The 22,182-nt window shown below is 61.9% G+C and carries 18 protein-coding genes and 3 tRNA genes; 4 read left to right on the forward strand and 17 right to left on the reverse strand.

Going from position 1 to position 22,182, the window contains the following annotated elements; all coding sequences use genetic code 11:
• Positions 1-197 (reverse strand): FAD-binding protein (locus tag ACNA1V_RS11730; protein WP_415833794.1); only part of this gene is annotated, 197 nt, incomplete at its 3' end.
• Positions 198-711: 514 nt separating this feature from the next.
• On the opposite strand from ACNA1V_RS11730, the gene ACNA1V_RS11735 reads away from it, so the two are divergent.
• Positions 712-1,257 (forward strand): hypothetical protein, encoded by a 546-nt coding sequence (locus tag ACNA1V_RS11735; RefSeq protein WP_415833795.1) that lies wholly within the window; start codon positions 712-714, stop codon positions 1,255-1,257.
• Between the two features lie 156 nt (positions 1,258-1,413).
• On the opposite strand, the gene ACNA1V_RS11740 is transcribed toward ACNA1V_RS11735, so the two are convergent.
• The 11 genes from ACNA1V_RS11740 to ACNA1V_RS11790 form a co-directional block, all read right to left on the reverse strand.
• Complete coding sequence (locus tag ACNA1V_RS11740) at positions 1,414-3,069, reverse strand: thiamine pyrophosphate-dependent enzyme (protein ID WP_415833796.1); 1,656 nt, start codon at positions 3,067-3,069, stop codon at positions 1,414-1,416.
• A gap of 101 nt (positions 3,070-3,170) precedes the next feature.
• Entirely contained in the window at positions 3,171-4,124 is a 954-nt protein-coding gene (locus ACNA1V_RS11745) for a LysR substrate-binding domain-containing protein (protein WP_415833797.1), read from the reverse strand.
• Between the two features lie 10 nt (positions 4,125-4,134).
• Positions 4,135-4,857, reverse strand: coding sequence for a B3/B4 domain-containing protein (locus ACNA1V_RS11750; protein ID WP_415833798.1), 723 nt, complete (start codon positions 4,855-4,857; stop codon positions 4,135-4,137).
• Between the two features lie 228 nt (positions 4,858-5,085).
• Positions 5,086-5,907, reverse strand: coding sequence for a DUF1460 domain-containing protein (locus ACNA1V_RS11755; RefSeq protein ID WP_415833799.1), 822 nt, complete (start codon positions 5,905-5,907; stop codon positions 5,086-5,088).
• 115 nt (positions 5,908-6,022) lie between these two features.
• A tRNA-Asp gene (locus tag ACNA1V_RS11760) sits at positions 6,023-6,099 on the reverse strand.
• Positions 6,100-6,120: 21 nt separating this feature from the next.
• Positions 6,121-6,196 (reverse strand) — tRNA-Glu (locus tag ACNA1V_RS11765).
• An 81-nt stretch (positions 6,197-6,277) separates the two neighbouring features.
• A tRNA-Ala gene (locus ACNA1V_RS11770) sits at positions 6,278-6,353 on the reverse strand.
• 317 nt (positions 6,354-6,670) lie between these two features.
• Positions 6,671-9,403: a hypothetical protein gene (locus ACNA1V_RS11775; protein ID WP_415833800.1), complete on the reverse strand. Its 2,733-nt coding sequence runs from the start codon at positions 9,401-9,403 to the stop codon at positions 6,671-6,673.
• A gap of 98 nt (positions 9,404-9,501) precedes the next feature.
• Entirely contained in the window at positions 9,502-12,276 is a 2,775-nt protein-coding gene (locus ACNA1V_RS11780) for a TonB-dependent receptor (protein ID WP_415833801.1), read from the reverse strand.
• 225 nt (positions 12,277-12,501) lie between these two features.
• Entirely contained in the window at positions 12,502-13,470 is a 969-nt protein-coding gene (locus ACNA1V_RS11785) for a FecR domain-containing protein (protein WP_415833802.1), read from the reverse strand.
• Positions 13,471-13,475: 5 nt separating this feature from the next.
• Positions 13,476-13,985: a sigma-70 family RNA polymerase sigma factor gene (locus ACNA1V_RS11790; protein WP_415833803.1), complete on the reverse strand. Its 510-nt coding sequence runs from the start codon at positions 13,983-13,985 to the stop codon at positions 13,476-13,478.
• A 247-nt stretch (positions 13,986-14,232) separates the two neighbouring features.
• On the opposite strand from ACNA1V_RS11790, the gene ACNA1V_RS11795 reads away from it, so the two are divergent.
• Positions 14,233-15,375 (forward strand): HPP family protein, encoded by a 1,143-nt coding sequence (locus ACNA1V_RS11795; RefSeq protein ID WP_415833804.1) that lies wholly within the window; start codon positions 14,233-14,235, stop codon positions 15,373-15,375.
• 310 nt (positions 15,376-15,685) lie between these two features.
• Here ACNA1V_RS11795 and ACNA1V_RS11800 read toward each other — a convergent pair whose 3' ends face one another.
• Both ACNA1V_RS11800 and map read right to left on the reverse strand, forming a co-directional pair.
• Positions 15,686-16,126, reverse strand: a complete 441-nt coding sequence (locus ACNA1V_RS11800) for an HIT family protein (RefSeq protein ID WP_415833805.1) — start codon at positions 16,124-16,126, stop codon at positions 15,686-15,688.
• 45 nt (positions 16,127-16,171) lie between these two features.
• Positions 16,172-16,987: a type I methionyl aminopeptidase gene (gene map, locus ACNA1V_RS11805; protein ID WP_415833806.1), complete on the reverse strand. Its 816-nt coding sequence runs from the start codon at positions 16,985-16,987 to the stop codon at positions 16,172-16,174.
• 417 nt (positions 16,988-17,404) lie between these two features.
• Between map and bioB the strand changes: the two genes are divergently transcribed.
• The gene (gene bioB, locus ACNA1V_RS11810) at positions 17,405-18,523 is read left to right on the forward strand and encodes a biotin synthase BioB (RefSeq protein WP_415833807.1); all 1,119 of its coding nucleotides are present in this window, start codon (positions 17,405-17,407) and stop codon (positions 18,521-18,523) included.
• Positions 18,511-19,365: an EamA family transporter gene (locus ACNA1V_RS11815; protein ID WP_415833808.1), complete on the forward strand. Its 855-nt coding sequence runs from the start codon at positions 18,511-18,513 to the stop codon at positions 19,363-19,365. The genes bioB and ACNA1V_RS11815 overlap by 13 nt, the downstream gene beginning before the upstream one ends.
• Here ACNA1V_RS11815 and ACNA1V_RS11820 read toward each other — a convergent pair.
• The 3 genes from ACNA1V_RS11820 to ACNA1V_RS11830 form a co-directional block, all read right to left on the reverse strand.
• Positions 19,303-20,808: an MFS transporter gene (locus ACNA1V_RS11820; protein WP_415833809.1), complete on the reverse strand. Its 1,506-nt coding sequence runs from the start codon at positions 20,806-20,808 to the stop codon at positions 19,303-19,305. The genes ACNA1V_RS11815 and ACNA1V_RS11820 overlap by 63 nt on opposite strands.
• A gap of 343 nt (positions 20,809-21,151) precedes the next feature.
• Positions 21,152-21,613: a universal stress protein gene (locus tag ACNA1V_RS11825; protein WP_415833810.1), complete on the reverse strand. Its 462-nt coding sequence runs from the start codon at positions 21,611-21,613 to the stop codon at positions 21,152-21,154.
• 165 nt (positions 21,614-21,778) lie between these two features.
• Complete coding sequence (locus ACNA1V_RS11830) at positions 21,779-22,120, reverse strand: protein tyrosine phosphatase family protein (protein WP_415833811.1); 342 nt, start codon at positions 22,118-22,120, stop codon at positions 21,779-21,781.
• Between the last annotated feature and the right edge of the window lie 62 nt (positions 22,121-22,182).

The raw sequence follows: 22,182 nt of genomic DNA on the forward strand, positions 1-22,182 counted from the left end.
CCCTGCGAGTTCCCCGGCACCCAGGTCGTACCGCCTGAGGTGGACGTATTGCCCCCTACCTGTCCGGTTTTCTCGCACAGCAGCACCTTCAGCCCGCTCAAAGCCCCCACCAGCGCCGCAGTCATCCCGCCTGCCCCCGCGCCGAATACCAGCAGATCGACCTCCTCGTCGAAACCTGCTTTCTGTTGATCCGTCATGCAGCCTCCATCCCCTTGTTATGCATCCCGCCGAACAGGAAACGAGGAAACGCGCACGCACGGCAGGCAGTCGATTAAACCGGTGGAATTATATTCTTAATTGGAATCTGATTCCATTTTGTTGATCACCATTCCAAACACACTGCTCTGACTGAAGCCCTCTCATCGCAGCCCTGTGCCTGAGCCTGCCGTGACGCGCCACCGCGAGCCGCGTTGACGCTATCTATTCGGCCTGTCCAGCAGGGCCGGCAAGGCAAAATGTTCTGTCTTGGCAGGCGTGGCACCGCACATGGCTGCGCTTTTCATGAGACGGATCAATAGTGCTTCGCAATCCCATTTGCAAATCGGCAAAGGCTGTCGCACAATCCTTTACAAATCATGAAAGTTAATTCTTTCGGCAGCAGTTTTAATGAAGTCCCAGACCGTCCTTGCAGACGGTACGCCGTCCCCATGCCGACGCCCGGCGCTCTGCCGTGTTCGGACGTTTATTCAATCCTTTTCACGAGTTTTCACCATGATCGGAAATACGCTGAATCAAGCAAAGAAACGCCTGCTGCTCGCGGGCGCAGCCACGGTCTGCGTCCTCGCAGCCGGCTGCGCTGCGCTTGGCGGCCCCGAGCCTTATTCCGCGCAAGCCTGGGTAGGCAAGCCTGTAGCGACCGCCACCAAAGTGTTCGGCCAGCCGTCTGCGACCAAGGCCCTGCCCAATGGCGCCACCGACTACGCCTGGTACGGCCTGTACGACCGCACCTACGATCGCCCGCTGGGCTACTTCATGGATCCGGGCTTCTACCAGCCGCCCTTTGACCAGTTCGATGGCCCCGACTACTACCCGCCCCTGGCCGCCTTCGGCAATCCGGAGTTCGACGGCCCCTACCCCTACCCGGATGGCGGCCTGAACTACGTGGCGGAGCGCCGCCTGGTCAAGTGCAAGGTTTCGCTGACGGCAGAGCAAGGCGTCATCAAGTCGTTCAAGGTGCAAAACCTGACGACCCCGGATCAGTTCATGGCCGGCGGTTGCGACAACTACGTCACCAACTGGGTCCAGCAGGCCCAGTAAGCCCTGTCTTGCGACAAGGCCCGTCACCGCTGTCGTGACAGGCCTTGCCCGCAACAGAAAACAAAGCCCTGCCAGCACATGCTGGCAGGGCTTTGTACCTTTATGCACTCAAGCTGCTGGCGATAGCGCACTGCGCCCACCCTCAGCCTGAAGGCTTCAGATGCTGGCCTTGGAGAAGTCCGGATGCAGGAATTTCCAGGGGCTGGCATCAGTGCCACGCGGCACCACCACTTCGATGAGCACCGGCCGGTCAGCGGCAAGCGCCTGCTCCAGCACACCGCGCAAGGCTTCGGGCGCATGGACGCGATGCCCTTGCACACCAAAGGATTCGGCAAACTTCATGAAATCCGGATTCACCAGTTCCGACCCCAGCAGACGGCCACCAAACGCCTCCTGCTGATCACGGTAAACGTTGCCAAATGCGCTGTTGTTGAACACGATGGTCACGACATTGATGCCATACTGCACCGCCGTCGCCAGCTCCTGGGCCGCGAAGAGAAAGCCGCCATCGCCGCAGATGGAGACCACGGCCTTGTCGGGATTGGCCACCTTCACGCCCAGCGCCGTCGGAAAACCGAAACCCAGCGTGCCCTGCTGACCAGAAGTCACCAGGGTACGAGGCTCATAAACCGGGAATCCGAAAATGGATGTAAAGCCGACCTGGGAAATCTCCTCGACAAAGAAGCCATCACGCGGCAGCACTGCGCGAATCACGCGCAGGTAGTCCAGCTGCGGCTGGATGCACTGGATGTCCTGCTCGGCCGCCGCCTTGGCGGCCGCCAGCTCCGCATCGCGACGCGGTGGCGTGCCGGTGCGCCGTACTTCTTCTGCCAACGCCGCCGCCCCGTCGGCCGCATCGGCCAAGACACTGACATCCGCACTGATGCGCCGCACTTCCGCCGGGTCGATGTCGATACGGATCAGTTTCAAGCCGGCCGGGCGGTGACGCCAGCGGATATCAAACAGCTCGAAGCGGGATCCGATCACGATGGCCACATCCGTTTGCGGCCACAGCCGGGCGCCGGACGCCACGGTAAAACCCAGTGGGTGATCATCGCCCACCACGCCACGGCCCCCACGGAAACTCACGACGGGCGCGCCCAGCGTCTCCGCCAGCTCACGCACTTCCGCGCTGGCTTCCAAAGCGCCTGAGCCCACGAAAATCATGGGTGTCCTGGCCTGGCTCAGCAGCTTTGCCGCCCGTGCAATGGCGTCGCAGTCCACTGGCGGCTTGGGCTGCAGCGGCAGCGGCGCCTGGGTACGCACCCGCCCTGGCTGGGTGAAGAAATCCCAGGAAGCCTGTAGCGACACGACACCGGGCCGCCCGGACTGCATTTCCTGAAAGGCACGCGCCACCTGCCAGGGCGTATCGGCAGGCTGCTCGATATGGGCCGCCCACTTGCCCAGGTCGCGCAGGATTTCCAATTGCTTGGGCAACTCGTGCAACTGCCCCCGGCCGCGATCCTTGAAACCGCTCATGACGTCGCCGGTAATGGCCAGCACGGGCGCATTGCAGCCATGCGCCGTCAGCATCGCTGCGCTGGCATTGAGGATCCCGGGCCCAGGCACCACGGCAAACACGCCGGGTTTGCCACTGGAACGCGCATAGCCGAAGGCCATGTAGCCACTGGTCTGCTCATGGCGTGCGCCTATGGTGCGCACACTGTCCTGATTGCGCGCCAGCGCATCCGTCAAACCATATATCTGCGCGCCAGGCAGCGCGAATACGGTATCGACACCGTGGGTTTTCAGGCCATGCACCAGGGCATCGCCCCCTGTCATGGTGTACGTGGTGTTCGGATCGGTCTGCATATCACTTGCCTCCTGCCAGTTACGATTATCTTGTCATTGCGTTCGACGGTTCGACAATGCCCTCCTGCCGCAGCCAGGCGCGTACCGCCTAAGGAAAATGCTCAGACTGCATAGCCTGGCGGCACCGCATCGCCAGGGCTGAGAAAACGGGAATTGCGGCAATGCTCGAACACGAATTGCCGGAACCACTGCTGTTCTGGGGAACTCTGGATACGGCTGTGCCAGACGACCCAGTAGCGGAAACGATGCTCGATGAAGGATAAGGGCCGCGCACAGACCTCTGCCTGCTGCGCCCATTGGCGGGCGATGTGGTCGGGCAACGTCAGCAACATGTCGCTTTGCTGGATGACACTGAGCGCGGCGCTGTAGAACGGCACCGCCAGCTTCAGGTCACGGCGCAAGTGCTGGCGACGCAGATGCGCGTCGATGAAACTGTCCTTGTCACCCCCCAGGCTGATCGTGGCATGCGGCCAGGACAAGTACTGCGCCTGGGTGATCTGCTCAGCATTGGCCAGCGCATGGCCGCTGCGCATGCAGCAAACAGGCGTATCCTCGCCCAGTACCCGGCCATGGTAGTCAGCAGGCGTATCTTCCAGCATGGTCGTTACCAGATCGACCTTGCCGTCCTCCAGCCAGTCATACCGATCGGCCTGCCAGATGCGGAACTCCACGCTGACACCTGGCGCCTGCTCGGCCAGGTCATGCAGCAGGCCAGGCAAAATGTACTGCGCGACATAATCCGACCCTGCCAGGCAAAAACGGCGCTCGCAACGGGCAGGGGAAAACTCGGTGGGGGAACTCAAGCGCTCCAGGCCTGCTAGCACCTCGCGCAACGGATCCAGCAAGGCTTGCCCCCGCTCGGTCAGCACATATTCCCGCCCGCGGCGCACCATCAGCGGATCGCCCAAGGCCTCGCGAAACTGCGCCAGATGGCGGCTCAGGGCGGGCTGGCTCGTGCCCAGCAGCTTCGCCGCCCGGCTCAGGTTGCGCACTTCCAGTATGGCCGCCAACGCCATCAACTGAGACACGCTCAGGTGATTGAAGGCGAAGTTCATGGCAGCGGGCTCAGTCCAATGCGATCCGCGTGACAGGCTGCGTGGCATCCAGCACCGCCTGCCCCAGACAGCGCCCGCCGCAATATCGGCCGACCAGGGCCACGACGTCCGCCACCGCGTTCTCGACATCATCGCGGCTGCTTGGCGGCAAACCGTCGATATCGAAAAAGACGCACGAAGTATCGGCCACTGTGCGCGTATCGGCAGCCTGGCGCCAGGTCCAGCGCCGCGTCAGCACCCGCTGGCCAGCGGCCAGCACGATCTCGCCCGCGGCGATGCTTTCAGGCGCTTTGCCTGGCTCGGCCAGGAACCCATCTCCGTCCTCCGTCTTGCGCAGGGCAATCTCCTGCGAGTGCGCACCAATGGGATGCACCCCGGCCGGCAGCACGTAGCGCAAGGACAGCAGGTTGCCGATATCCACCAGCGGATTGATGTCGGGCAAGGTATCCGGCTTGAGCACACGGCGGCTCAAGGCCTCAATGGCACTGCGGTGCTCGGAAGGCTTGGCACCAAACCGGCGATAGGCTTCCCGCCACGCGGCAATCTGCGGGTACTCGGCCGGATTGCCGGCGATGCGCTCGCGCAATGCCGCTTCACTCTCCCGCAGCAAGGCTGTCAGCCCGGCATCGGGCCGCGAATTGTCCAAGCCTGCGAACACGACCACGCCCCGCCGGTATTCCGGATGATCCTGGAAAATTTCTGGAGCAATGGTGTATGAAAAATTCGTCGTCATGCGGCCTCGATACGGAGCAGATGCACAGGCCCGGCCAGATGCGGCCGGATTCGCAAGGACTATACACCGGCCCCGGACGCCAAACCATGCGCCATCCGAATGGCAACTATGCAAATAATGGATAGCCCTCCCCCGCCATCCTCCAGCCTGCCCGTCCGCTACTCGGTCTCGGTGCCCGACGCCGGATAGCCATCCCGGCCAAAGCAGTCCTGACCCGAACGGCTCTCTTCAGTGCGTACGCAGCACCACCATGCCGGGTTTCGCCGCCATATATTCCCGCAGCGGCACATCGACCACCTTCCTATTGGCCTGCACGGAGGAAGCATTGCGGAACCAGACCTGACCACCCGCCTTGATCACAATCCCCACATGCGTCACATCCAGGCCATCCAGCGGCGTATAGGCGCCCACATAATCTCCGGTCTGCAACTGCTCCAGCACATGTTCATCAATGGCAGCGGCCGGAATGTAATCTATCGTCCTGGGCGTCCCCCCCAGGCCGGGCAAATACTCCGTGCCATCGGCCTTGCGGTTCAGCACCTTATCCACCGAAACCGTGATGCTGCCCAGCTCACGCGTCACATCTCTCGCATTCCTGGGCTCGACAGCCGCCCAATCGGAAAAAAAGTGGCGGCGATGACGGAAATCCACCGTGCCATCCGCATAGCGGATGGCAGCCAGCCGGGCCAGAAAATCGTTGCTGTCCGTGGCACGGCTCAAGGCTTCCACGTAATCAATAAACGTAAAACAATCGACCCGATTGAAATCCGCCACCAGCATCTCCCGGGTATCGCGCGAACCCACCAGCGTATCGGCCAAATAGGGAACGCCCAGAAATAGGGACGACACCTGCGCCAGCCGTTCGCCATGACTCAAACCCGGTTCGGACAAGGTGGGCATGGCAACAATGGCCTCCACCCGGCTACGGGTCGCCTCATCCGTCTTGACCAGGTATTGCCCCTGCTGCGCCATGGCAGGAGGCACGCAGGCCATGGCCAGAGCAAGGCCTGCCAGCATGGCTGGCAGGCGGATACTGGGGTAAAAGTGCATGATTTCCTTGCGTCCGTCTGCCCTGCCAACAAATGCCAGCAGGGATCGCACACAGGATAGCTGTGGCATGGACGAAAAAAAAGCACCTTTTTCAAGGTGCTTTTTTTGAATCTTTTGGCGGAGCGGACGGGGCTCGAACCCGCGACCCCCGGCGTGACAGGCCGGTATTCTAACCAACTGAACTACCGCTCCGCAGCGGTACCACAAAATTAGTGGCGTCCCCTAGGGGATTCGAACCCCTGTACTCACCGTGAAAGGGTGATGTCCTAGGCCTCTAGACGAAGGGGACAGGACCAAAACAACAGATCGAAGATTATACAGCACTTCTTCGATTTACTACAAGTTCTTTTTCAAGAACCTCTTCGCTTCGTGGTGGAGGTAAGCGGGATCGAACCGCTGACCTCTTGCATGCCATGCAAGCGCTCTCCCAGCTGAGCTATACCCCCATTTGCTTCAACATTCCACCAACTTTTTACTCGGCTTTCGCTTCGTTTTTTTCGTTGGCTTCTCTGTGTCAGCAGCGAAGAATTGAATTATGCATGAAAGAAAACCCGTGCGCAAGCTCCGTATCGAATATTTTTCATATTTGCACAAATACAACACTTCTATTTTTTTATCGCCTGAAGACTTCCCAAAGCGATTTTCACATCGGCAACGACTTTCTGCCGCACACCTGCCGCCCCTCCTGGGCCGGCGGGCCCCCGCCCGGCCTCAGGCCAGGCGGGTCAGCCGCACACCCACGCTCAAGCAGCGGATGCGGTATTTACTGGGCCCTCACGCAAGCCTGATACGTTTGCCCCTTGCGGTCCACCGCTTCCTGCATCCCCACCACGTTGTTACCGGGGTTGTATTCGAAGGTCCAATCGGGGCGTTCCTTCAGACCAAACTTCCAGACCAGGCCGTTCTTGTTGACGAAGGTGTTCTGATCCCCGGTGCTCAGCCCGCAGCCTTGCAGATTGTTGATCGGCCAGATCAGCTGGAACTCTACCGATTGTCCGCGCCGGATCACCGTGCCATTGTCCAGACCCACAAAGCGGGGACGCTCGATATTGTCCTTGTCATAGGCCTCGAGATTCACAATGGTGTAGTCCTGGTCATAAGCCGTCAGGCGGAAGGTCTTGATCACCGCATCGTCATTGAACCCGCGCGCGGCAGTCAAGCCTGTCGTGACCGGAAGGCTTGCCTGCTTGGGCGTCTGCGCATACGTGGCCTGGTACGGGAACAGCTCCTGCTTGAACTCCTTCTCCGCATCAGGCTGCGCCACCGCCTGCTGCAGTTCATTGCTCCAGCGATGGGCAATCAGCCTGTCCTCCAGCAACAGCGTGGGATACTGCTCGCGCGTTGCGGCATTCATGTTGAGGGTGAACGGCCCGGTCGCTTCCACGCCGTCGCTGACCATCAGCTCGACGCTGTAGTTGCCCGTCACCGTCGGCGCCAGCGTCAGGTCCGGGCAGGTCCACTGCCCCAGATTGGCCTGTGCATGGCGCCATGTCGGGTAGTCGCCATTGGCAGCCGTCCAGGATCCGCCGACCGAGCACAATTTTTCACCCAGCTCCCACTTGGCACCGTTCGGCTGGTTCTTCATGGTCCACAGATAGGTCAGCGTATCCCCATCCGGATCCACCGCATTGGCACCCAGCGCAAAACCATGCCACAGCGTCAGTTTGTGCTGTTGCTCCGTCCCGTTGGCATATACCCGGAACAGTTTGTCCTTGATCAACGGGCCGATCAGCAAGGGCTGCTCCGCGTCATAGACGGTGGAACCGACATTGGTGTACTGCAGATCCCCCAGCGACGGCCGCACCTGCGGCGCATGATTGCGAGCCTTGGCGAAAATGGTCAAGGGCCAAGGCGCACTACGCGAGATCGGCTGCCCGTTCGTGGGCTTATCAATCACCACCAGCGTCGCCGTATAGGGGCCGGCCTTATCTACCGTGAACTGCGCACGGTCGCCATCCTTGCCCACCGGCACCAATGTGGCCTGGCTGCCATCAGGCGCATCCACCAGCGTCCATTCGTATGTCAGCTGGTTGCGGTCAGCATCGGTGCTTTGCGAACCATCCAGGGTCACCAGCATGCCAACAGCCGCATTGGTGTTGCCGCGAGATTCATAGATCACAGCGGACGGACGGCGGTTGGCGCCATTGGTGGCCGTGAACTTCTGCACCAGACGCTCGGACTCGGCACCCTCGGCATCCACGACGGTCAGGGCAATTTCATAGTCCCCCTTCGCATCGAACAGCACGGAAGGCATGCTGCCGCCACTGGCCAATGCCTTCTTGATCGCGGCCTGGTCAGAAGCTGGCGGCGCGCTCAGCAGTTCCCACTTATGAGTCAGGGTATAGGGATCGAATGAGTCCACGTCATACGACAGGTTGCCCTGCAGCATGAGCGTCGTACCAGTTTCCACCATGCCGCCCGGCGCACTGTCCAACCCGAGGCGGGCGATAGGCCGCATGTTCGGCTGACCGGGCACGGGCATGATATTGACGAATGCCTGTACCGGCAGATCCCCGCTGCGAGCGACCCCGTTGAACACGGACAGCTCTATGCGATGCCGGCCAGCGGCACGCGGAACAAAACGCATGACCTGCTTCTTGGCGTCATAAACCACGGCGTCGTGCTCACTGCCAGGCAAGCCAGACTTCCCCGGGATGACTTTCCAGCGATACTCCAGGTGATCGCCGCCACCCAGCTGGCTGGCGCCCCCGTCGATCGTAATTTCCTGTCCCACCAGCAAAGTCTGGTCAGCAGGTGGTAGCGTAATGGTCGCGACCGGACGCGCGAACGGTTCGCTGACATTTACCGTCACGCGTGCCGGCGCGCTGGTGCGGTCCTCATAGAAAACCGTCAAGTCGAACTCGTATTTACCCGGTTTGTCCGCCTTGAAACGCGCCACTGCACGCTTGGCCTCATCCGGATCCATGCTCCGCAATGCGCTTTCCGGGGGCACGCCAATCAGGCGCCAGGCATACGCCAATTTCTTGACATCGCCATTGAAAGGCGGAACGCTGGCGCTGCCATCGAGCTGCACCGCCCCCACCAAGGCCTCGATGCCTGTCGGCACAACGGCAACCGGGTCTTCATTGACTACCAGAAGCGCGGTAGATGCCGTTGCCGACGATGCGCCATTGCTGACCATCAGTGCGACCTGATACTCACCCGGCACGTCTGGCAACAGGCGGGCGACGGAATCGCCCGCATTTTCCAGCGTCACCTGGCTATTGATGGGCTTGCGATTCAAGACCCACTGATAGCCGATGATGCCCCCTTTGCTGGACTTGCCATCCAGCACGACCGTCTGGCCCAGTTGCACCGTCCCGCCGGACTGTACCAGCTGGTCACCGACCAATATCTGGATGGCGGGTTTGGGCTGGTTCACGCCCGCAGGGTTCTCGCTGTCCCCATCATAGCCACTGTCAGTACCACCGCCGCATGCGGACAGCACGAGCGCGGCGCCAAAAGCCAGCAGCAGCTTTTTTGCTCCGGATGTCATAGGTATTTTCCTTTTCGTGAATGGTGCGCGCAAAAATCACGGACGAAGCCGGCTTCATCTGTGTACTCACGCGACGTAAATGTCTGGCCTCGGGCCGCTCAGAACTGCACCGTGGCGCTCAGCCTCGCCGTCCGCCCCGGTGCGGGCACCAGGCCCAGGCTCAAGGCGTCCAGGTAGTAGCGGTCGGTAATGTTGTCGATGTTGAAATCGACGCTGAAGTTATCGTTGAAGCGATAGGACGCAAACAGATCGAAGATCTTGTAGGCATGCCAATCGACCGGCCGCGCAAAAATCGTGTCCACACCCTGGCTGTCAAACCGCGGCATAGGGTTGCGCTTGCCCATGAAGGTTCCGCGCATGCCTACCGTCAGGCGCTGATCAAACAGGCGGGTGCCGACCAGCAGGCTGGCGTGCCAGTTGGGCGGAATCATGTTGTTGATATAGCTGTTGGCCAGGCCGTAGTCGGTGCACTCCTCGCTGCGGTAGCTCCCTTCATGGCAGACTTCGATCTTGTTGTAGCGGGTGCCGCTGAACTCCACCCACATCGGCCCGATGTCATATGAACCGCCCAGTTCCACGCCATTGACATTCACACTGTCGATGTTGCGCAACCGAAACAGTGGCGAACCGCTGTTTTCGTTCGTATTGGGGATGGTCCGGGTCAGGTAGTTGCGCGTATGGTTGCGGAAATAAGCCAGTTTCAGCCTCAGGCTGTCGCTGTCGGTCAGCAGGCCATCCAACATGTAGTTGATGCCCACTTCACGGCTGACCGCCCGCTCCGGCTTGAGGTTGGCGTCCGGCGTGGCGCTGACGGAAAAGCCGGAGGTGGTCTCGAACAGGCTGGGCATGCGCAAGGCCTCGGCATAACGCGCATAGAACTGCAGCCCGTAAACCGGCTCCCAGGTCAGCCCGATCATCGGGGCCGAGCCGCTGCCACGGGAATCCAGGAAAACATCGTCGCACTCGCCGGCACCTGCGCTATCCACGCAATAAGCGCTGGAATTCGTCAGTAGCACAGGCTTGTTGTCGTTGGAGCGAAAACGCGTATAACGCAGCCCGGCATCCAGCGTCACGCTTTCCACCGGCTTGTACTTCAGCGCTGCGAATGCGCTGTACTCGGTACGCTCGCCCAGCCGGCCTTGTGGCAAAGCGGAACTCCCCTCATCCGGACGGGATGTCACATGCTCTTTCTGCAAGGCGCCACCGTAACGGATTTCCGTTGCGCCCAGCCACTCAAAGCGCATGGTGTTGCTGGCATCCAGCCCCCAGCGGCGGTAGCGTTCGGTTTCCGAGCCCAGGTACTTCAGGTCATCGGAGTAGTTGTTGTTCATGCTGCGCGTACGCGTCAGCCAGAGATTGGCTTGCAGGTCGATCAGGTCTGTCGCCGCAGGATTCCAACGGTATTGGCTCGTCCAGGTATTGGCCGTCACCTCGCTGTTGGCCGTCTGGCGCACAACGCTGTACCAGATCAGCTGCGACGGCATCAGTTCGCCGTAGGTACTGCGGTAGCGCAACCAGCTCAGCTTCAGTTCCTGGTCTTCGGACAGATTGATCTTGCCTTTGAGCAGCGTGGAATCGCTCTTGTAATTGCTGTTGACGACACGCTCGCCGCCCCGAAAGCGCGACGCCCCGGTACGTTCGGTAATGATGTCCGTCCAGAACCCGCCGTCATAGCTGTCTATGACTTCCATCTTGGCCTTGGGGCCATGGTTCCCGGCGTAATAATTGCCCTGCTCCCGATGCGCAATGGCACCGACCAGCTCCAACTTGTCGAAACGGCCCGCCAGCGCCAGGCTGCCTGCCCAGCTTTTGGGCGTGAAGGTGCCAGGGCGATCCAGCGTTTCCTCCGGGCCCAGGGCATTGGCAAAGTCATGCTCCCCCGAGCACAGCAACTCCGATACGCAATTGATGCGATATTTGCCGCTGTCCGCCAATCCGGCGCGCTGCCCCGGATCCGACGGCGAGCCGCTGTTGTTGCCAATCGCCGTGCCACGCATGCGCATCCCGAACGATTCACCATTACGCAGAATGTCGTCGGCCTCCAGGGTACGCATGCTGACCAGGCCGCCGATGGCGCCAGTGCCACCTGCATCCATGTTCGGCCCTTTGTCGATACGCACGCCACCGATCAGGTCGGGATCCACGTAGGTCCGGGAAGATACCCCCGCGTACCCCCGGTACACCGTCGTTTCCTGCCGCGAACCGTCGATCAGCACCGGTACCCGGCCCTGGCCCTGCATGCCGCGGATATTGACATCCAGGCCGCCTGAGTTGCGGTTCTCGCCCACCAGCACGCCCGGCACACCCTGGAATATGTCCCCCACCGAGGTGCCTCGAAAACGCTCAAGATCGTCACGCGTCAGCACACTCACCGAATGCGAGGTTCGGTACACCTCGTCCTTGGGATCTTCCGGGGTTCCCACCACTTCCACCGCATCCAGGTTCGCCACGCCAGCGGCTGACTGCGGCGGCAACGCGCGCAGCACATAGGTGCCGTCCACCTGGCGCCGTGCTTCCAGATTGCTGCCCAGCAACAGGCGGCGGAATGCCTCGCTGGTGGAATAGCTTCCTTGCAGGCCGGGACTGCTCAACCCTTCCGTGAGCGCCGGCACGAAGGTGATGGCCTCGCCCGAAATGCTCGCTGCCTGGCGCAGCACCTGCGCCAACGGCCCGGGAGCAATATTGAACTCATACACACCCGCTGCCGCTACGCGGCCATTCTGCGCCTGCACCGGCTCCGGGCTCAGTTGCAACGCCAGCCCGGCGGTCAGCACCAAGGCGCCCCAACTTGCATCACGCAAACCGCGCCTGCCGGCTCTCTCCGGGCTGGCGACCCGACATCCCTGACGGCCAGCGCTGCGCTTTCCTTCCATTCCGTGTTCCTCTACAACCCGATTCACATGCGCCACGCAATGCGACGCCATCTATGGTGTAGGTGGATTGAGAACGAGAAATGGTCAGATTATCTGCCCGGATATTTGCAACAAAACGTATCAAGGCAATGGAAAGACATCGCGGCCCCTCACCCTCATCTCCGCACCGCGGCCACTGGCCACCCGTGCGGATGACAGCAGACAGCGGCTATCAGACGATGGGACTCAAGCAGGCACCAGCTTGAGCCAGTAGCGGCTGTGGCGCTGCACCCGTACCGGCAAGGCCTGGGTGATTGCGGTCAGCACCCGGTCCGTATCCATATAGGGGAAGAGCCCGGTCAGGCGCAGGTCTGCGACGGCAGGGTCGCACAGCAGCCAGCCACGATGGTAACGACTCAGCTCCGCCAAGAAATCGGCCAGGCGGACATCATCGGCCACGAGTTCGCCGCGCGCCCAGGCGCCGTCCTCATCTTTCAGCGGACGGGCTTGCGGCCCGGTTCCAGGCTGGATCACGGCGCGTTGCCCGGCCTCCAGCACATAGGAACGCAACCAGCCATCGGCCATCAGCACCACGCGATGCTCCAGGACGCTCACAATCGTGTCGGCCTCGCGCTGCCTGACAATAAACCGCGTGCCCAGCGGCGCGACCCAGCCCTGCGCCGTTTCCACCCGCATCGGGCGATCCAGCGCATCCTTGCCGGTTTCGATCAGCACTTCACCCTGGCGCAGCCGGATCAGGCGCAGGCCTGCCGTGAAATCGACATCCACCGCGCTATCGGTGTTGAGCAGCAACCGTGTGCCATCCGTGAGCGTCAGCATGCGCTGCTCGCCGACCCCGGTGCTGTAATCCGCCACCAGGCTTTGCCAGCCATGCACCTGCATCAGTGCGCCAAGGCTGACGCCACCGACCGCCACGGCGGCCACACGCTTGAATGCACGCCGGCGCCCGGCATCGTGCACGCCGGACAAGCCCTGCCGCGCCGCCGCAGGATTCAGCGTGCGCAAGCCCACGCCCAGGCTTTCGAAACGGGCCCAGGCCTCGCGATGGGCGGGATCGGATTCCATCCATTGCCGCCAGCGCCGCCGGGTATCGGCGGAAACGTCATCGGCCATCAGTTCCGTCATCCAGTAGGCGGCAGCGCGAGCAATTTCCTCGCGCCCGCCATCGCCACCGGCCAGCCAGGAAGACACCATGCCGCTCATCCCAGCAACACCAGGAAAGCCTGCTGATTGGCGCGCATCAGGTATTGCTTGACCGAACTGGTCGAAACACCCAGCGCCTGCGCCACCTCCTGGTAGGAAGCGCCCTGCAGGTGCACCAGCATGAAGGCTTCGCGGACTTTGGCAGGCAAGCCATCCAGCATCTTGTCCAGGCGCAGCAGGGTTTCCAAAGCCAGCGCCCGGGTTTCGGGCGACATTTCCATCTCTTCGGGCAAGGCTGCCAGTGCGGCCAGGTAGGCCTCTTCCAATTGCCGGCGCCGGTGCCTGTTGGCCACGAGGCAACGCGCAATCGTCGTGAGATAGGGACGAGGCTCGATGATTTCTGCTGCCTTGCCGGAGCAGATCACGCTGAGAAACGTATCCTGCACCAGATCCGCGGCATCGGCATCATTGCCCAGACGACGGCGCAGCCAGCCATGCAACCACCCTTGGTGGTCTTGGTAAAGCGCGTCAACAGGATCAGCTGGCGTAAAGGCTTTGACTGGCACAGGCGGACTCCGGCGACCTGACCCCGGCACAGCAGCAGGGATCGGCCATTCGGTCAAAGAGATGTGGAAGCAAGAATTGTATGAGAATTATTCTTATTACTCAAAGAATTTAACATGCTGGAAAAAACTGCGGCGTGCATACCACGGTACTCAAGCGGGATCTGTATTGTGGCGCCTGTCTCCGGTCGGGCGCGCCCCGGCCTGAATGCCTTCACGGCAAGGACCGAAGGGTCTATGATTTGCCATCATGTCCGGTTTAATGCATCGCCTGCTGCTGGCGCTCAAGCCCGCCCCCTTCCAGATCAACAATCGTGAGCGTCTGCGTGCCCTCATCGGCGCCGGCCTGGCGATTCTGATCACCTCCCAGTTCAGCCAATGGATGATTGGCGACGACCTGCACACCTACTGGATGGTCGGTTCGCTGGGGGCCACCTCGCTTCTGGTTTTTCTCCTGCCCGGCAGCCCGCTAGCCCAGCCCTACGCTGCCGTCCTGGGCAATACCGCCGGCGCCTGCGTCGGCGTCCTGTGCGCCCATGCCGGCCTGCCCCCGGTGCCAAGCACCGCACTGGCGGTTGCCGGCGCCATGACCGCCATGTTTATCCTGCGTTGCGTCCACCCGCCAGGCGTCGCGGTCGCGCTTTTTGCCTCGCTGACGCACATTACCGATATTTCGTTTGCACTGGTGCCCATCTTCACGGATACCTTGCTGCTGGTCATCCTGGGCGCCATCTATAACAACCTGACCGGCAAGGCCTATCCCTACATGGAGCCGCCCAAGACGGTCTCTCCTGCCAGGCCGGCCACCAACCGCTTTACCGATGAAGACCTGGATCGCGCGCTGGCACGCTACAACCAGGCCCTCAACATCAGCCGCAGCGAGCTGGCGCAGGTGCTGGAATATACCGAAAGCGCCACCTATGAGCGCATTCTGGGCGCAACGCTGTGCCGCGACATCATGAGCCGCGACCCCATCGCTGTCTCACCGGAAACACGCCAGCCGCAGGCCTGGGAAATCATCCGCAGCAACAAACTCAAGGCGCTGCCCATCGTCGATGATCAGCACCACCTGATCGGCATCGCCACGGCCTCGGACTTTGCCGATTCCACGCTGACCGCCACGACGCCTGTGCCCGCGCCGCGCGGCTTGCGCGCCCTGCTGGGACGGCGCAAGCCCAAAACGGAAGGCGTGCCCACGGTAGCCGACATCATGACGGCCCCCGTCACCCATGCCAGCGAAGATGCCCCGATCAGCAGCCTGATCCCGCTCTTCGCCCAGCAGCGCCTGCGGCATATCCCCATCCTGGACGCCAACGGCCAGCTGACGGGCATCGTCACACAATCCGACCTGCTGCAAGCGCTGTACCAGGCAGTGCAGCCGGCAGAAAGCTGAGCCTTGCCCGAGCGCGCGCCCAGGCACGTGCCAGCGCCACCACTAGGCAATGCGCAATTCGGCAGTGAGCAGCGCCTGAACCGCATGCACCTTGGGCAGCAATTGCCGCCCTATGGGCCACAATAGATTGAGCGGCCGCCCTGCTGATAACGGCCTGGGTCGCCCGCATGCGCGTACGATAATCCACGAGCGACGCCAGCCGACCCCTGGAAGGCAAAGAAAAAACCGCTACCCCCGCAAGCGGGTAACGGTTTGCTTTTGGTTGGTTTTTGGCTGGCTTTTGCCCGCGGCATGTGCCGCAGGCAGGCGCTCAGGCTTCGGCCTTGGCCATGTCAGCCAGCACCTTGCGCAGCTTTTCCGCGTTAGCCACCAGTTCCGTCATATCGCCCTTCTCGGCTGCATGGGCCAGCACTTCTTGCCCCGCGTTGCGCGGAATGACATGGAAATGGATATGCGGCACCGTTTGCCCGGCGGCAGCGCCGTTCATTTGCGCAACCAGAATGCCCTGCGGCGCAAAGGCCTGCTTGGCCGCAATGGCCAGGCGGCGCGTGGTGCTGATCACCGCGCGCGCGCCGTCATCGGACAGGTCGAGCAAGGTCTCGGCGGCTTCCCTGGGGATCACGAGCACGTGTCCGGGCGCCTGCGGCATGATGTCCATGAACGCAACCGTGTGCTCGTCTTCATAGACACGGATGCTGGGCAATTCATCGCGCAGGATGCGCGCAAACACATTGTTGTTATCGTAAGCCACGTCGAAGAGTCTCCTAAGACAAGAAAACGGCGCCCGCAGCCAGCCTCAGGCCGTGACGGTATGCACCAGGGGAATCTCGGGGTAGTCGCCAGTCCCTTCAGGCCAGGGGGTCAGCAGCTCGTAGCCATCTGCGGTCACGGCCACCATGTGCTCCCATTGCGCCGACAGCGAATGGTCCTTGGTCACGACAGTCCAGCCATCGCCCAGCACTTTCACGCCGGCACGGCCAGCATTGATCATCGGCTCGATGGTGAACACCATGCCTTCGACCAGCTTCATGCCCTGGCCCTTGCTGCCATAGTGCAGCACCTGCGGCTCATCGTGATAAACGCGGCCAATGCCGTGCCCGCAGTACTCGCGCACGACGGAAAAACCCTCGCGATGCGCAACGGTCTGGATGGCATGGCCGATATCGCCCAGCGTTGCGCCCGGACGCACGACCATGATGCCGGCACGCATGGCCTCGTAAGTCACGTTCACCAGACGCCGCCCCAGCGGGCCGACCTTGCCGACGTAATACATACGGCTGGTATCGCCGTAGTAACCATCCTTGATCAAAGCCACGTCGATATTGACGATATCGCCGTCCTTGAGAATCTTCGTCGGCGATGGAATGCCGTGGCACACCACGTGGTTGACCGAGGTGCAGGAGGTCTTGGTATAGCCGTGATAGCCGATATTGGCCGGCGTGGCCTGCAATTCGTTGATGATGTACTCGCGGCAGATGTCGTCCAGCGCTTCCGTGGAAACACCGGGCTTCACATACGGCGTGATCATTTCCAGCACAGAAGCAGCCAGACGCCCTGAAATGCGCAGCTTTTCAAGATCTGCTTCGGTATTAATGGTGATTTTCCTGCTCACAAGCCTGCTCCTTGAACCATGGCGCCCTGAATGGGTGTTGTTTCCTGCGCCTGTGTGGCCCGGCGGAGCGAGGCGCCTGCGGCACGCAGACTGGCGTGCATAGGTTCGAATATGTTGACAATGCCCATGAGGGGATTATACGCCCCGGCCCCAGGCATACCGCCGCCCGCGCGCGCAGCACGCGCCGATCCCGCTGCCTCGGCGGTCAAACAATCAGCAAAAAGGCCTTGAAAACACAATTTGATACAAAATTACATGAAAAACATCTATCAACATTTCACCGAAGATAACCGAAAATGGCGCATAAGCACCAAAAATCAATCAATGCACAATAAAACAAGTCCAAGTTCAGCTAAAAATCGTTCTTGAGATTTGTTTTCTCGAACTCCTACGATCAGCCGATTACAGGAGTTCATCATGTCCCTATCCCCGCATACACCTGCCGCCACGACCACCGTCCCCCTTCCGCTGACGCCCCGCCAGGCCGACGCACTCGCTCCGGCGCAGAACTGGAGCCGGGAAGCCATCCTCGCCCTGTACGACCTGCCCTTTCCGGAACTGCTGTACCGCGCCCAGGAAACCCACCGTGAACATTTCGACCCGGCGCGGATCGAACTGGCCACGCTGCTCTCCATCAAAACCGGCGGCTGTGCCGAGGACTGCGCCTATTGCCCGCAGTCCTCCCATTACGAAACGCCGGTTCAGGCAGACAAGCTGATGGATGTCGATTCCGTCCTGGCCGCAGCACAGCGTGCCAAGGCCTCCGGCGCGACGCGCTTTTGCATGGGTGCGGCCTGGAGCCGCCCGAAGCCACGGCATATGGAAGCCCTGACCGGCATCGTGCGCGCCGTGCGCGGACTGGGACTGGAAACCTGCATGACGCTGGGCATGCTTGAAGCAGAACAAGCGCAGGCGCTGAGCGACGCCGGCCTGGACTACTACAACCACAACCTGGATACCGCACCCGAATTCTATGGCCGCATCATCACCACCCGTACCTACCAGGACCGGCTGGACACCCTGCACCATGTCCGCGACGCCGGCATCAAGATTTGCTGCGGCGGCATCGTCGGCCTCGGGGAGTCGCGCCGCGAACGCGCCGGGCTGATTGCCCAGCTGGCCAATATGTCGCCCTACCCGGAGTCCGTGCCCATCAACAATCTGGTGCAGGTCGCCGGCACCCCCTTGTCCGGCCTGGATACGCTGGATCCATTCGAATTCGTTCGCACCATCGCCGTCGCGCGCATCACCATGCCGCGCGCCCGTGTCCGCCTGTCGGCTGGCCGCGAGGAAATGCCGGAGGGCATCCAGGCGTTGTGCTTCCTGGCGGGCGCCAACTCCATTTTCTATGGCGATATGCTGCTGACCACGCCCAACCCGCAAGCCGATGCCGACCGCAAACTGCTGGAGCGCCTGGGCATGCATACCTCCGCACAGCTGCCAGGCGCCGTCCATTCCCATGACGACAGCCGCGCCGAAAGCGCACTGGCCGCGGAATCCTCAGCACGGGAAGCCTGCCACGCATGTTCTCGCTGATACTGGCCATCGCCAGCAGCGTCACCGTCACGCTGCTGCTCAAGCAATCAGCCCGACGCGGTTGCGACCACGCCACCATGATTGCGGTGAACTATCTGCTGGCTGCGCTGCTGTGCCTGGCCTGGCTGCCGCCCAGCCTGTCCGGCTGGCATGCCATGCAAACGCCGTGGTGGGTGCTGCTGGCGCTGGGCCTGCTGTTGCCGGCTGGCTTTCTGGTCATGGGCAGTGCCGTCAAGCACGCCGGCATCGTGCGCAGCGATGCCGCCCAGCGCTTATCTGTCTGTCTGCCGCTGTTGGCTGCATTCCTGTTTTTCGGCCAGACGCTGACACCCGCCATCATGGCCGGCATCGCGCTAGCCTTGGCAGCGCTGCTTCTGCTGATGCAAGGCCCGTCTCACCCTGCCCAGGCTGCCACCTCCGGCTCGCCCCGTAGCTGGGCCTTGCTGCTGGCCGTCTGGCTGGCCTATGGCAGCGTGGATACGCTGTTCAAGCAAGTGGCTCGCCACCAGGATCACTTTGCCACCGTGCTGCTGGCCTGCTTTGTCCTGGCCGGCCTGGTCATGGCGCTGTTTCTGTGGCGGCGCGGGCAAGGCCTGCGGCGCCGCGACCTGGCCTGGGGGCTGGCGCTGGGCCTGCTGAATTTCAGCAATATCGTCTTTTACCTGCGCGCCCACCGCGCCTACCCCGACAATCCTGCACTGATATTCACTGCCATGAACATCGGCGTGATTGCCGCAGGCGCTCTGGCAGGCGCCTGCCTGTTCAATGAACGTCCCGGCTTACGCGGCTGGGCCGGGGTCGGGCTTGCGATCCTTGCCATTGTCGCGCTCTGGCCGCGCTGAGCCGCTGGCAGGCGACTCCATGACTGCGCCGCCCGCAATCGCGGCTACAGCGCCAGCAATATAAGGATCATCCTGCTCTTCCGGCGCGACCGGCTCCTGCCGTGCGGCCGACGGCTCAGGCGCCGTGCCGCCAGGTGGCTGCTGCGGCCCCGCCTGCTCGGTGACCGGGGTGTTATCCACGGCCACGGTTTCGATATACACATCGTCCTCAGGCGTACTGCGCGGGTCCAGCGTGGTCGCCAGCGGCGAGCCGTGGGAAATATCCGGCGTCGCCACGAACTGCACTGGCGCATCGCCCGCCGGACGCATGCTGGTCACCCGGCGCGGATTCATGATGAAAACCAGCAGCACGCTGCACGCCGACACAAAGACGAAGAACCACGACGGGCCGATCTTGTCCATCAGCACCCCAGCCAGCAGCGGCCCGATACAAGCGCCCAGGCCATAGACCATCAACAGGACCGCGCTCAAGCCCACGCGCCGCTCCTGGTCCACGTGATCATTGGCAAAGGCCGTACTGAGCGAATACAGGGTAAAGATCAGAATGCCCGATAGGCCGGCCAATACCATCAATGCCATGGTTGGCAGATAGCTGCCCCACCACATCGGCACCACGATCAGGGTCAGCAACACCGAGTTGACGCGAATCAGCGCCACCCGGTTCACCCGATCGGACAGCCAGCCCATGGGCCACTGCGACAACACCCCCGCCGCCACGGCAATGGCCACAAAGATGGCGGCCTGCGCGGTATCCATGCCCTGTTTGGCCGCATACACCGGCGCCAGGCCATAAAACGCGCCCGTCAGGTTACCCGACACCAGAATGGCGGCCAGCGCCTGCGGCACCTTGCGGATGAAATAAGGCACATCCAGCGGAGCCGGCAATTGCGCTGCGGGGTGCGAGCGGGCCGTCAACGCGATAGGCACCAGGCAAATGGACAGGCAGATAGCCACGAAGGTCAGCGGCCGCAGATCCAGCACAGGATAGGCGCTCAGGGCCAGCTGCCCCAGCACCGTCCCCAACCCCGATACCAGCATATAGAAGGCAAATACCCGGCCCCGCTGACGATTTTCCGTCTGCTCGTTCAGCCAGCTTTCTATCGCCATGAACTGCGTCACCATGGCCAGCCCGGAAATCAGGCGAAACAGCAGCCACAGCCAGAGCGAATCGCCCAGGCTCTGCGCCAGCACCATGACCGTCGCGATGGCCGCACAGGCGACATAGGCACGCACATGCCCGACCCGGATGATCAGCTTGTGCCCGAGACGGGCACCGCCCACCAGCCCCAGGTAGTAAGCCGCGATCAGGCCGCCCACCCAGATTTCGCTGACGGATTGCGCCGTCAGGCGCAAGGCCATGTAGGTATTGAACATGCCGGTGCCCAAGAGCATCAGCAAGGTGGCAAGGTACAGAGCGGAGAAGGATGTCAGGGTTGACAGCATGAATCAGCGCGCTCCTCAGGCGATGAGACGGGTCGCTGGAGGACCCAGGCCAAGGGCCGCCCTGGTAACGCCGTCAGCCGGAAACGGCATGCACCTGGCGATGGACGACCCGGAAACCGGGGTACCTGGCGACAGCCGCGCCCCTGCGGCCATTATGGCCTGAGTTGACGGCTCACCGCCACCCCATCTGCCCTGGAGATGAAAGCAGCCATTAACAGAAACCAAAAGAACAGCAAAAAAAAACTCCGGCATGCCGGAGTTTCTCTACGCCAGGCACTTCCGCTGGAAGCGCCGGCCAGCCAGGCGGCCGGCACCAGCCGGCACACATGGTGAACAAACGGGATCAGTCCTCGTCTTTGACGCGGTACACCAGGACAGCGGTGGGGGACAGCGACAGAACCTTGGAGGTCACGCTGCCCAGCAGCAGGCGCGACAGGCCGCTGCGGCCATGGCTACCGATGAAAATCAGGTCAGCGCCGTGTTCCTTGGCGGCTTCGGCGATACCTTCGGCCACATTGAAGTGGGTCACGGATTTCAGCTGAACCGTCACGCCAGCGGCATTTGCCGCTTCACCGATCTGCTTCAGATACTTGTCGGCCTGCTCTGCGGCGGCCTTTTCGTAGTTTTCGTCCGTCAGGGCATAGGCCGCTGCCATGCCATCAAAACCAATCGTTGCCGCGAACGGCTGCGTCACATACAGGCCGACGACTTCGGCGCCTACGGAACGGGCAAACGCGATGCCAGCATTGACGGCCTGGATGGACAGCGGGGAACCGTCAGTCGGGATCAGAATCTTCTTGAACATAACCCTACTCTCCTTGTTCTGTATTGATTGAAAGGTGCAACCCGGTTGCGCGAGCCCGCGCAGCTGAGAATCATACTGTTTCATGCTAGCGGAAAACCGGCCGCGATACGACTATTCCCATGACGGGAACGCAATTTTGTTTGCCTTTATTTGAGCCAGCGCAAATCAATTTCCGACCGCGGCGCGGTACAACACACTGCATCGCGTACCGGTACGGCAATAGGCCAGCACAGGCGCCGGCAGCGTCTGGAGCAGCTCGGCGAACCGGGCGACATCGGCCGCGGTCATCGCGCCGCTGACCACGGGTTGATACACGCATTGCAAACCAGCCGCCTCGGCAGCCGCCGTCACGGCGTCAGCCGTCGGCTGCGCCGGACCGGCTTCGAAATCCGGGCGGTTGATGATAACGCTGCGATAGCCGGCTGCCGCCACGGCAGCCATATCTTCAGGCTGCAATTGCGGTGCGACGGCGAAGCTGTCGGACAGGGCATTGATGGGCACAGACATACTGGAACTCCAGGAAGCAGACGGGCAAACTCCGCCTGCAAACAGTTGAATAACATCCTCAG

Origin of the sequence: Kerstersia similis (genome assembly GCF_965139615.1) — a bacterium.
Lineage (GTDB): Bacteria > Pseudomonadota > Gammaproteobacteria > Burkholderiales > Burkholderiaceae_B > Kerstersia > Kerstersia similis.